Origin of the sequence: Mycobacterium sp. (assembly GCF_044370595.1) — a bacterium.
Classification (GTDB): domain Bacteria; phylum Actinomycetota; class Actinomycetes; order Mycobacteriales; family Mycobacteriaceae; genus Mycobacterium.
In genome coordinates, this window is sequence record NZ_JBILVF010000112.1 from 1 (window position 1) to 11381 (window position 11381).

The window sequence follows — 11381 nt, forward strand, 5'->3', positions numbered from 1 at the left end:
CTGGGCACCCTGGAGACCAAGGGCCGGGCGCCGAAGACCGGGTATGACCGCAGCCAGTTCGGCGACGCCTGGTCCGACGACGTCACCGTCGCCGGCGGGCGCAACGGATGTGACACCCGCAACGACATGCTGCGCCGCGACCTCGTCGACGTGCTGCTCAAGCCCGGCTCCAACGGGTGTGCCGTTCTCAGCGGAACCCTCAACGACCCCTACACCGGCACCAGCTTCGCGTTCCAGCGCGGGCCCCAAACCTCCGCGGAAGTCCAAGTCGACCACATCGTCTCACTGTCGGAAGCCTGGCAGACCGGAGCCCAATTCTGGGATGAGTTCACCCGACGCAACTTCGCCAACGACCCGCGTAATCTGCAGGCCACCCTCGGCTGGGTCAACCAGGAAAAGGGCGACGGGGACTCCGCCACCTGGCTGCCGCCCAATAAGGCCTACCGCTGCACCTTCGTGAGCCGCATCGTCGAGGTCAAGGCCGCCTACCGGCTGTGGGTGACCCAGGCCGAGCGTGACGCGATCGCCCGGGTGCTGTCGGACTGCTAAGCACCGGCTACAGGACGCTCCATAACGAGCCGTCGGCCGCCGATACCACCGCGTTGTACCGGTAGGCCCCGGCCAGCGTCTGGTCCATCCGGTGCAGTCCCCGTGAATCAGACGGTGAATCAGATGGCCCGGGGGGTTCTGCGACCGCTGGAGTGGGGACCGCGACCGACAGAACTACGCTTGCGCCGACCATGAACGCAGCCGCCGCGAACCGCCTGCTGGATGATGAGCCGTCCACCCTGGCACCCCCTATTGGAGCGGAATCACGGTTAGGAACTATCCCGCTTCGTCGTCGGCATGTGCGGCGAATCAGGACGGCCGAAGGACCTCGATAGTCTAGACCGGCGTGACCGCCAGCGGAGCTAGATCGGTCTGCATGAGCACCACGTTGTAGTTGCTCCAAATCGACATGTTCCAGTACAGGTTGCTGATGTCGGAATCGCCGTTGCCGTCGGTGAGTTCGCCGGTGCCAGACAGCGGGTGGATCATCGGCGCGTACAGCCCCGGATACTGCACCGACGTGGCGATGGTGATCGGGTCCGACCAGGGCCCCTCGGGGGTGTCAGCGGTACGCAGGATGACGTTGTTAGCGCCGTTGCCGTAGAGCACCACGTATTTGTCGAGGTATTTGTTGTACTGAACGCTCATCTCGCTGACGTTGCCGCCGGTCTTGGCGCCGGTGAAGCCGGCCATATAGCCGCCGAAGAAGTTCGGGTTGTTGGCCAGGTCGATTGCCCACCCGATCAGACCGGGTGAGTTCGGCGAGTCACCGATGATCGCCTCGGCGCGGGACTGGTCACCGACCCACCGGTTGCCATTCCAGTACTCGTATTTGCGCAGATTGGTCAGCTCGCCCTCCGGGACCCGCGACAGATAGGCCGAACCGGCGCGGCCGGCGGGCGTGCCGAAGGCGTAGACGTACCGGGGTTCACCGGCGACGACTTTGCTTTCCGGTTGCAGCACGTAGGCCATCTGCTGGAAGTTCTGATCACCGGCGCTGTAGGCCTTCTGCGCGCGGAACACCCCCGCCGGGCGGATGGTGCTGCGCTGCAGCACCCACTTGTCGGTGGCCGGGTCGTACTGGGAGATCGCCGAGTAGTTGGTGGTCCAGCGTCCGGGGGAGTCCCAGGACTTCACCGACATGTAGTTGACGTAGTTGTTGTTGTTCGCGTAGATCGCCGAGGTCGGGATGTTGGTGACTTCCGAGCCGATGAAGAACACCTCGCCGCGGGCGGCCGGGATGAACTGGAAGGCCGGGCCGGTGTTGATCAGGCTCAGGCCGTCGGTCAGGTTGGTGTCCTCGCTGAGCAGCAGCACATTGGAGCGCCAGTCCCCGGTCATGTTCGGGCCGGAGAAGGTGTCACCGAAGGCCAGCTGGGTTTTGCCGTTGACGCCGTTGAACCACATGATGCCCAGGTCGGTGCCGTAGATGTTGGCCCACCGGGTGTTGTTGGTCTGCGGCCACGTCAAGCCGGGGAACGCCGTGTTGCGCTGCCCGGTCACCCAGCCCAGCGGTGTCGAGGGCAGCCTGGTCGGGGTGGTCACCACAGCGGTGGCAACGGTGGCACTGGGCAGTGCGCTCTGTGCTGCGGCCGTTCGCACGCCGGTCCGCCCGGCGTCGCGCCGGGTCCAACCCAGAAGCGCCCACAGCGCCGGGGAGTCCACCGCACCGGGGCCCGTGCTGCCGGCGATCGGCGCCAGGCCGACCGCTGAGAGCAGCCGCGAGGCCAGTCGCGGCGCGGCGAGGGTTGCCTTGGGGGCGGCGACCGCGACGGGGACTTCGGTAACGGCGACCGGAACGACGACGGTCGGCAAGGCCGACGGGGCGACCACTGCGGCCGGGACCGGGGCCGACTTCAGCGACGCCGTTGGTGCAGGCACGGTGACCGGCGGCAGGCTGGCCGCAGGTGAAACCTGAGCGGCGATAACCGGCGGTGAGATCTGTTGCGGTTCAGCCGAAGCCAGTGGTTTGGTTGCGCTAAGTGCGGGCTTGGTGACCGGTGCGTCGTCCACCGGGCTGTCATTGCTCACCGGTCGCTCCGCGGCGGCCGGCCGAGGCGTCACGGCGCGGGTGCTGCGCGCGGGGTTTGACGCCCGGGTGCCCCGCCGTGTCGGCCCAGCGGAGGCCGAGGTCGGGTCCGACGACGCCGACTGCTCGGAGTTGCGCCCGGTGGATCCAGTCTCAGAGGCGTCGGCGGGACTGGCCCAGGCCGTGCCGGAGGCCATCGCGGCCCCGATCCCCAATGCGACGGCCAGTGCGCCGACCCGGCCTATGTGTGTAGCGGCGTGCTTGGCGGAACTCATCGACACATACTCCTGGGGCTAACGGTTGGTGCCTGGTCTGGCAAACCTGGAGCGTGGGCGACCCGGCACCGGAATTGCTTCAACTTTACTCACAAAATTCACAGGTTGGCCAGTGCCACGTCCAAGCCGTGACGCAGGAATGGTGGCGACTTCTGGGGGTATGACGGTGCGGGAAGATGGGGCGGGCGGCGCGAACGTCCGTGCCAGCAAATCCGCGAACCGTCAGACCGCGGGTAGGCAACTCGGGAACTAGCGGCCCGCGAGCAGCTCGGCCATCCGCCCGATCACTGCCTGCAGGGCCTTGAACGGGCGGATCATCACTTTGACCGAGGTGATCGTGCCGGCGTCGTTCCAGTGGATCATGTCGATGCCCTCGACGGTGATCCCGTCAACCTCGGCGGTGAACTCCAGGACGGCGGAGTGGGTGTCGAACCACGTGTTGACGTAGCGGAAGTCGCTCCCGGAGAACATGTGCTCAGCGGCCCGCAGGTAGGCCACGGCCGTCGCACGTCCGCGCTGCGGAGTGAACACGGCGGGGGAGTAGAACACCGCGTCGTCGGCGAGCATGTCGTCGAGTTGGGCGGTCTCGCCGTTCTCGATGACCTGCAGCCAGCGTTCGATCACCGGCGGGACCGTGCCCGCACCGATGCTCACCAGGACCACAGCGACAGGTCGCCCGGCGGGTACTGATTACAGATATCGGTGGTATTGGCCGCCACACCCTTGTTGTTGAACCACAGCTTGGCGTGGTTGGGCCATTGGAAGGCCAGCGGATCGGCGTAGATGTTGGTGGCCAACTCCTCCGACCAGGCGCGGCGCTCAGCGGGGGTCTTGGCGAAGAATCCGTGGATGTAGTCCCGGGCCGCCTGCTGAACCTGCGGGGACTTGTTGTTGTAGTCGATCATGAAGCGCTCGTAGTAGATCGGTTCGACATCGCGCGCTGCGGCCATGATCTGTTCGGCGTCACAGGTGGTCTTGATCATCCGATTGGGGATCGGATAATCATCGGTCGCGTCGGCCCCGGCGACCGCGGGTGCCAGCGCGGTCGACGTGATCGCCAGCGCGGCCAACGCCTGAAGAATCCGCATACCTGTCATCATGATCCTCCCTGCTGGGCGGCGGATAACTGACCGGCCAACTGGCCGGTGGCGGTGCTACCGGAAGGGGCGGGTGAGGGCCACCGCTGCGGCACGGGCCGGGTGCGCACCACCTGCGGCCACCAGAACCAGCGACCCAGCAGTGCGGCGATCGACGGCGTCATGAACGACCGCACCACCAGGGTGTCGAACAGCAGGCCCAGGGCGATGGTAGTGCCGACCTGGCCGGCTACCAGCAGATCGCTGACCACCATCGAGCCCATGGTGAAACCGAAAACCAGACCCGCCGAGGTCACCACCGACCCCGAACCGCCCATCGTGCGGATGATCCCGGTGTTGACCCCCGCCCACAGTTCCTCCTTGAGGCGCGACACCACCAGGAGGTTGTAGTCCGACCCGACCGCCAGCAGGATGATGACCGACATCGCCAGCACCATCCAGTGCAGCGGGATCCCCAGGATGTGCTGCCAGATGAGAACCGAGAGCCCGAATGAAGCTCCCAGCGACAGCGCCACGGTGCCGACGATGACAGCCGCCGCCACCACGCTGCGGGTCATGATCAGCATGATGATGAAGATCAGACACAGCGAAGCCAAGCCGGCGATCAGCAGGTCGTAGTTGGCCCCCTCTTGCATGTCCTTGTAGGCCGATGCCGTCCCGCCGAGGTAGACCTTCGAACCCTCCAACGGTGTGCCCTTGATCGCCTCGAAGGCCGCGTTCTTGATCTTGTCGACCAGCGCGAGGCCTTCGGGCGTGGCGGGATCGTTCTCGTGGGCGATGATGAACCGCACCGACTTTCCGTCCGGTGAGATGAACATCTTCATGCCGCGCTTGAACTCTTCATTCTCGAACACCTCCGGCGGCAGGTAGAACGAGTCGTCGTTGCGGGCGGCGTCGAAGGCCTGGCCCATGGCATTGGCGTTCTCCTGCATGGCCGCCATCTGATCCTGCAGTCCACCCATGGTCGACTGCATGGTCAGCATGGTGGTCTTCATGGCCTTCATGTTCTCGATCATCGGCGGCATGATGGTGAGCATCTGCGGCATCAACTGGTCGAGTCGATCCATGTCGACCACCAGCTCGCCGAGGTTGTCGCTGAGCTTGTTGACGCCGTCGAGGGTGTCGAACACCGACCGAAGCGCCCAGCAGATCGGAATGTTGACGCAGTGCGGTTCCCAGTAGAAGTAGTTGCGGATCGGTCGGAAGAAATCGTCGAAATTGGCGATGCTGTCCCGTAATTCGTAGGTGGTGGCCACCATCTCCTTGGTTTTGCCGACCATGTCGTGGGTGACACCTGTGAGCTCCCGCATCAGGCCGTACATGCGTTCCATCGTGTCGATGGTGATCTGCATTTCGTCGCCCATCTTGAGCATGTCCTTCATGCGGTCCTGCATGTAGGACATGTTCAACTGCTGGGTGGCCCCGGACATGCTGATGATGAACGGAATCGACGTGTGCTCGATCGGGGTGCCCTGCGGGCGGGTGATGGCCTGGACGCGGCCGACGCCGGGAACGCGGAAGATGGTCTTAGCGACCTTGTCGATGACGAGCATGTCCGCCGAATTGCGCAGATCCCGGTCGGTTTCGATCATCAGCAGTTCCGGGTTCATCCGAGCCTGCGGGAAATGTCGGTCGGCGGCCGCGTAGCCGACGTTCGCCGGCAGGTCGTCCGGCAGATAGTTCCGGTCGTTGTAGGCGTTCACATAGGACGGCAATGCCAGCAGGCCGACCAGTGCCAGGGCGATCGACGACACCAGTATGGGGCCGGGCCACCGCACCACCGCGGTGCCTAGTCGGCGCCAACCCCGTTGCCGCAAAGCCACTTTCGGCTCAAAAAGGCCGAAGTGACTGCCCACGGTCAGCAACGCCGGCGCCATCGTCAACGCGGCCATGACCGCGACGATCATGCCGATCGCCAGCGGAATACCGAGGCTCTGGAAATACGGCAGCCGGGTGAAGTGCAGGCAGAAGGTCGCTCCCGCGATGGTCAGGCCGGAGCCGAGGATGACGTGGGCGGTGGAGTGGTACATCGTGTAGAAAGCCGTCTCGCGGTCCTCGCCGGCCAGCCGCGCCTCGTGATAACGGCCGAGGATGAAGATCGCGTAGTCGGTCGCCACCGCGATGCCCAGCGTCGTCAGCAGGTTGACGGCGAACGTCGACAAGCCGATCAGGTCGTTGTAGCCCAGCAATGCGATGACACCCCGCGCCGCGCCGACCTGGACGGCGACCATCACCAGAGCCAGCGCGACGGTGATCGGCGAGCGGTAGATCCACAACAGCATGCCGAGGATGACCACCAGGGTGACAGCGGTGATCTTGTGGACACCTTTGTCGCCGGCATGCTGCTGGTCGTAGGCCATCGCACCGGGGCCGGTGACGTAGACCTTGACCCCCGGCGGCGGTGAGGACCGGTCGACGATTGTCCGGACCGCCTCAACCGACTCGTTGGCCAGCGACTCACCTTGATTGCCCGCCAGATAGAGCTGCACGTAGGCGGCTTTGCCGTCGGCGCTTTGGGCGCCGGCCGCGGTGAGCGGGTCGCCCCAGAAGTCCTGGACGTTCTGGACGTGGGCGGTGTCGGCGCGCAGGGCGGCGACCAGTCCGTCGTAATAGTTGTGCGCCTCGGCACCCAGCGGTGCTTCGCCCTCGAGCACGATCATCGCCGAGGAGTTGGAGTCGAATTCGTCGAACGCCTGACCGATGCGCTTCATGGCCTGCAGCGAGGGGGCATCGTCGGGGGCCAGCGACACCGAGTGCATCTGGCCGACCACTTCGAGCTGGGGGATCTTGACGTTGAGTGCAGCCACCACAGCGAACCAGAACAGCAAGATCGGTATGGAGAACAGCCGGACGAAGCGGGGGATTGCGGGGTGGGCGCCGACGTGGCGGTTGGAAGCGGTGTTCTCGGTCACGGGGATGACGACGCCGCGTGAGGAACCCTTTCGCCCCCGCAGCTTCATCTTTGGCTCCGACCTTTAGACCCGATACCGACCAAGAGATTAGCTTATGTAACTGTTCGGTCTAGAATCTGAAGGCATGATCACAGTTGCGCGGTCCCTGCTGGCGGTCCTGACCGCCGCCGCGGCGGTCGCCGTAGCTGCGCCGGCCCACGCCGACCCCGACATCGATTTCGCCGACGAACTGCATTCATTCGGCATCTACGGCCAGCGCGACTACAACGCCTGGCTGGGCAAGATCACCTGCAAGCGACTTGACCGTGGTGTGGACCCGGATGCCTACGCCTCCATGGCTTTCATCAGCAAAAACCTGGACCGCGAGACCACCCAGACCCAGGTTGCGCAGTTCCTCGGCGCCGCGGTCACCACTTACTGCCCCAATCTGGCGGGCGTCCTGCGCAACACCGCGCAATAGCGCGCTGATCTGGTAGCCGGTTCAGCCGGCCAGCTTTCCATTGTCGACCGCATAGACCGCGCCGTGAATCGCGGCGGCGTCATCGCTGGCCAGGAAAGCGATCACGGTCGCCACATCCCGCGGTTCCATCAAGCCGCGTGGCGCGGCAATCCGCATGATCAGTTTGTAATCGGCATCCGCCGGGGCGGCGAACTCGGTGACCTGCGGGGTCAGCATCCCGCCGGGGCAGACGACGTTGACCCGCAACCGGTCCCGGGTGAATTCGACCGCCAGGGCGCGGGTCAATCCGACCAGGCCGTGCTTGGCCGCGCAGTATCCCGCCGAGTAGACCTCACCTTCCAACCCCGCGACCGAGGCCACGTTGACGATGTTGCCTCCGTCGAGCAGGTGCGGCAGTGCGGCGCGGCACAGGTAGAACGGACCCGACAGGTTGGCCGCCAGGTCGTAGGCCCAGTCCTCGTCGGAGACCTCGGCGGTGTGTCGCATCTGATGAAATCCGGCGGCATTGACCACAACGTCGAGTCGGCCGAAGCGCTCCACACACCGCTGCACCGCATCCCGGCATGCCTGGGGATCGGTGATGTCGGCGACGGTGAAAGCTCCACCCGGCACGGACTCGAACACCGCCGACAGTCGCGCGGTGTCGCGGGCAATACCGAACACCGTGGCTCCGCGTTCGGCGAACAACTGCGCCACCGCAGCGCCGAGCCCCGATGAAGCCCCGGTCACCAGAGCGACCTTTCCGGTCAGCTGTGACATCTGGGTCCCCTCAAGCATGCACGTCGCGCAGACCGCGGGCATTGCGCAGTCCCGAGCAGTTGTAGCAGCCCACGCAGCCGAAGCAGTCGCGGCAGCGACTGCAGGCCAGGCAGCCGATGCAGCGCCGGCATCTCAGGCATGCCAGGCAGGCCACGCAGTCTCGCATCAGAACGCTCAGCGCGGTCACCACACTGCCCTGGACGCCGATGCTGCCCGCGGTGGCGATGGACCCGGCGACGCCGATGCTGCCCGCGGTGGCGATGGACCCGGCGACGCCGATACTGCCCGCGGTGGCGATCGAGCCCCCGACCGCGATGTTGTCGGTGGGAGAGCGAGGGTCGACAACCGCGGTGGAAGAGGCCATACCGCAATTGGAGCCCATGCCGCTCCAGACCGTGCCGGATTCACCAAGCCCGCAGCTAGAACCGGTGAGCAATCATTACGCGTGCGTGAACAAGTCGCTGCCAATTGGGTGTTGGGGGTGTGCGTCGACTTGAATGAGAGCAACACCGCCGAGATCGGCACCGCGGTCGAGGAACCCGGTGGAACAAGGAGCTTTCATTTGCGAGCGATCGACGTGACGTCGCCGGGCGGCGGGGGTGGCGCCGGCGTTGATCTGGCGGTCGAGTCCCCCCGGGTGGAATTGGAGATCTGGCGCAACGCGGTACGGCGGCGGGCCCTGGTCCACGTCGGCGAGTTCGTGGAAACCCGCTGCGTCCCACATCTGGGCCGCACCGGCGTCGACATCGCTCCCGAGGTCCTCGTCGAGTTCGTCGACGGCGGCAAATGTCTGAGATCGACCTTCATGTACCTCGGCTGGCTCTGCGGAGCCAGCCATTCGGACGCCGCTCTGCGGGCCGCCGCGGGGCTGGAACTGCTGCACGCCTTCGCGCTGCTGCAGGACGATGTGATGGACGATTCGCCGCTACGCCGCGGCCGCCCCGCGGCGCACGTGCAGTTCGGCCAGTGGCACCGGGACCATGGGCTGGCCGGTTCCGCGGAGCGTTTCGGTGCCGCTCAGGCGATCCTGCTGTCGGATCTGTGTCTGGTGTGGGCCGATCAGATGATGCGGGAGAGCGGCGTCGCGCCTGAGGCCCTGTTCCGGGCCTGGCCGCACTACGACGCCATGCGCGTCGAACTTGCCGTCGGGCAGAGCGCCGACGTCGCCAACGACGCCGGCGCATTCCCGGATCTGGACACCGTCTTGGATGTGGCCCGGCGCAAATCCGGCAACTACACCGTCCGTCGGCCGTTGGAGATCGGCGCGGCGATGGCCGGTTGCGAGTATCTGATCGGAACCCTCGGCGCCTACGGGCGCGCGGTCGGGGAAGCCTTCCAACTGCGCGATGACATGCTCGGTGTCTTCGGCTCACCCGCGCTGACCGGCAAGCCATCCGGGGGAGATCTCGCCGAACGCAAGGCCACCAGCGTGGTGGTGGCCGCCCACCGCATGGCCGATCCGTCGATCCGGTGCCAGCTGAGCGAACTGATGAGCGCCGAACAACTCGATGACTCCGACATCGACCACTGGCGGAACCTCATCGTGGCCACCGGCGCCCCCGACTGGATCGAAGAACTGATTACCGAACGCGTCGCCGTCGCCATCAACCTCGTCAGCGACGACCGGATCGACGACTGGGCTCAATCCGCGCTGGCCGACATGGCCGCGGTGTGCACCCTGCGAACCACTTGAGCATGATCCGAATGAAGGAGCCCCAATGAGCACCGTGCGAACCATCCCGGGAAGAACAGACCACGTCGTCGTGGTGGGCGCCGGGCTGTCGGGCCTGTCTGCGGCCATGCACTTGGCCGGTCAGGGCCGTTCGGTGACCGTCGTCGAGCGCTACGACTTCCCCGGCGGCCGGGTAGGTCAGGCCGATATCCGCGGCTACCGGATCGACACCGGCGCCACCGTGCTGACGATGCCCGACATCATCGAAGACGCATTCGACGCGGTCGGCGCCTCGATGGGCGACTACCTCGAACTCATGCCGTCCGATCCTGCCTACCGGACATCCTTCGCCGACGGCTCCGTGCTGGACGTCTACGCTGACGGCGACCGGATGGCCGCTGCCATCGAGGAATTCGCGGGTCCGGATCAGGCTGCCGGGTACTGGCGGCTGCGCAGTTGGCTGACCGAGTTGTACAAAGCGGAGATCGACGGCTTCATCGGATCCAACTTCAATTCGCCGGTATCGCTGCTGGGCCCGCAACTGGCGCGGCTGGCAGCTCTCGGCGGATTCCGAGGGTGGGAGAAGATGGTCGGCCGCTTCATCACCGATGAGCGTCTGCAGCGGATCTTCACCTTCCAGGCCCTCTACGCCGGCGTACCGCCGCAAAAAGCGCTGGCCGCCTACGCGGTGATCGCCTACATGGACACCATTGCCGGGGTGTATTTCCCGCGCGGCGGCATGCGTGCTGTTCCCGAGGCACTGGCTAAGGCCGCAACCGATGCCGGTGTTCAGTTCCGCTACTCCTCGACCGTGACGAAACTCGAGCGCACCGGCTCCCGGGTGACCGCGGTGTGCACCGACTCCGGCGACCGGATCGCCTGCGATGCGGTGGTTCTCACCACCGAGTTGCCGCTGACCTACCAACTGCTAGGCCACACGCCCCGTCGCTCGATCAAGTACCGGCCCTCACCGTCGGCAGTGGTCATGCACGTCGGGGTACCCTCGGTCAACGGTGCGTTGGAACATCACAACATCAGCTTCGGTGAGAACTGGTCGACGACCTTCGATGAGATCATCGACGAGGGCGTGCTGATGAGCGACCCGTCGCTTCTGATCACCATGCCCACAGCCACCGACCCCACCCTGGCCCCGGCCGGCCGTGATCTGCTCTTCGTACTGGCGCCCTGCCCGAACCTTGAGGTGGGCAAGGTCAACTGGTCCGCCGAGGGCGACGCCTACGCCCGCTCCATGCTGGCGACCGCGGCCGAACGACTGCTGCCCGGACTGGAACGTGACGCCGACATCCTCGACGTCGTCACCCCGGCCGACTGGGCACGCCAGGGGATGACGGCGGGCACCCCGTTCGCGCTGGCGCACACGTTCTCCCAGACCGGACCGTTCCGCCCGGCCAACCTGGTCCGCGGTGTCGACAACGCTGTGCTGGCCGGCGGGTCGACGGTGCCCGGCGTGGGCGTGCCGACCGCACTGATCTCCGGCCGCCTTGCCGCAGAACGCATCACCGGCCCGGTCGACCCGCCGCGGAAAACGGTGATTTACCCCGACAAAAAGCAGGTACGGGCATGATCAACACCGAATTGCACGCCGCCGGCATCTCCGATGAGCGATT

9 protein-coding genes and 1 pseudogene are annotated in these 11381 nt (G+C 65.8%); 4 read left to right on the forward strand and 6 right to left on the reverse strand.

Annotated elements, in window-relative coordinates:
* Positions 1 to 546 (forward strand): annotated as a pseudogene (locus ADBZ5N_RS13610) (GmrSD restriction endonuclease domain-containing protein); the annotation flags it as partial.
* 339 nt (positions 547 to 885) lie between these two features.
* Here the strand turns inward: ADBZ5N_RS13610 and ADBZ5N_RS13615 are convergent.
* From ADBZ5N_RS13615 to ADBZ5N_RS13630, 4 genes are all read right to left on the reverse strand, one after another.
* A complete protein-coding gene (locus tag ADBZ5N_RS13615; protein WP_526258172.1) occupies positions 886 to 2853 on the reverse strand; it encodes a DUF4185 domain-containing protein in 1968 nt (655 codons plus the stop codon).
* Positions 2854 to 3102: 249 nt separating this feature from the next.
* Positions 3103 to 3510 (reverse strand): nuclear transport factor 2 family protein, encoded by a 408-nt coding sequence (locus tag ADBZ5N_RS13620; RefSeq protein WP_526258186.1) that lies wholly within the window; start codon positions 3508 to 3510, stop codon positions 3103 to 3105.
* Entirely contained in the window at positions 3504 to 3941 is a 438-nt protein-coding gene (locus ADBZ5N_RS13625) for a DUF5078 domain-containing protein (RefSeq protein ID WP_526258174.1), read from the reverse strand. Before ADBZ5N_RS13625 ends, ADBZ5N_RS13620 begins: the two co-directional genes overlap by 7 nt.
* 8 nt (positions 3942 to 3949) lie before the next feature.
* Positions 3950 to 6910: an MMPL/RND family transporter gene (locus ADBZ5N_RS13630; protein WP_526258176.1), complete on the reverse strand. Its 2961-nt coding sequence runs from the start codon at positions 6908 to 6910 to the stop codon at positions 3950 to 3952.
* A 76-nt stretch (positions 6911 to 6986) separates the two neighbouring features.
* On the opposite strand from ADBZ5N_RS13630, the gene ADBZ5N_RS13635 reads away from it, so the two are divergent.
* Positions 6987 to 7322: a DUF732 domain-containing protein gene (locus ADBZ5N_RS13635; RefSeq protein WP_526258178.1), complete on the forward strand. Its 336-nt coding sequence runs from the start codon at positions 6987 to 6989 to the stop codon at positions 7320 to 7322.
* Between the two features lie 21 nt (positions 7323 to 7343).
* Here ADBZ5N_RS13635 and ADBZ5N_RS13640 read toward each other — a convergent pair whose 3' ends face one another.
* Both ADBZ5N_RS13640 and ADBZ5N_RS13645 read right to left on the reverse strand, forming a co-directional pair.
* Positions 7344 to 8081, reverse strand: a complete 738-nt coding sequence (locus ADBZ5N_RS13640) for an SDR family NAD(P)-dependent oxidoreductase (protein WP_526258180.1) — start codon at positions 8079 to 8081, stop codon at positions 7344 to 7346.
* A gap of 10 nt (positions 8082 to 8091) precedes the next feature.
* On the reverse strand, positions 8092 to 8445 hold the full coding sequence (locus ADBZ5N_RS13645) for a hypothetical protein (protein ID WP_526258182.1): 354 nt from the start codon (positions 8443 to 8445) through the stop codon (positions 8092 to 8094).
* A gap of 252 nt (positions 8446 to 8697) precedes the next feature.
* On the opposite strand from ADBZ5N_RS13645, the gene ADBZ5N_RS13650 reads away from it, so the two are divergent.
* Both ADBZ5N_RS13650 and crtI read left to right on the forward strand, forming a co-directional pair.
* Positions 8698 to 9774 carry a polyprenyl synthetase family protein gene (locus tag ADBZ5N_RS13650; RefSeq protein ID WP_526258188.1) on the forward strand — a complete coding sequence of 359 codons (1077 nt, stop codon included), beginning with the start codon at positions 8698 to 8700 and terminating at the stop codon, positions 9772 to 9774.
* Between the two features lie 25 nt (positions 9775 to 9799).
* Positions 9800 to 11338 carry a phytoene desaturase family protein gene (gene crtI / locus ADBZ5N_RS13655; protein WP_526258184.1) on the forward strand — a complete coding sequence of 513 codons (1539 nt, stop codon included), beginning with the start codon at positions 9800 to 9802 and terminating at the stop codon, positions 11336 to 11338.
* The last annotated feature ends 43 nt before the right edge of the window (positions 11339 to 11381 follow it).

Bases quoted from the DNA above. Each gene is read 5' to 3' on its own strand.
- ADBZ5N_RS13630 (WP_526258176.1), bottom strand. From the start codon at position 6,910: ATGAAGCTGCGGGGGCGAAAGGGTTCCTCACGCGGCGTCGTCATCCCC.
- ADBZ5N_RS13645 (WP_526258182.1), bottom strand. From the start codon at position 8,445: ATGGCCTCTTCCACCGCGGTTGTCGACCCTCGCTCTCCCACCGACAAC.
- ADBZ5N_RS13625 (WP_526258174.1), bottom strand. From the start codon at position 3,941: ATGCGGATTCTTCAGGCGTTGGCCGCGCTGGCGATCACGTCGACCGCG.
- crtI (WP_526258184.1), top strand. From the start codon at position 9,800: ATGAGCACCGTGCGAACCATCCCGGGAAGAACAGACCACGTCGTCGTG.
- ADBZ5N_RS13635 (WP_526258178.1), top strand. From the start codon at position 6,987: ATGATCACAGTTGCGCGGTCCCTGCTGGCGGTCCTGACCGCCGCCGCG.
- ADBZ5N_RS13640 (WP_526258180.1), bottom strand. From the start codon at position 8,081: ATGTCACAGCTGACCGGAAAGGTCGCTCTGGTGACCGGGGCTTCATCG.
- ADBZ5N_RS13615 (WP_526258172.1), bottom strand. From the start codon at position 2,853: ATGAGTTCCGCCAAGCACGCCGCTACACACATAGGCCGGGTCGGCGCA.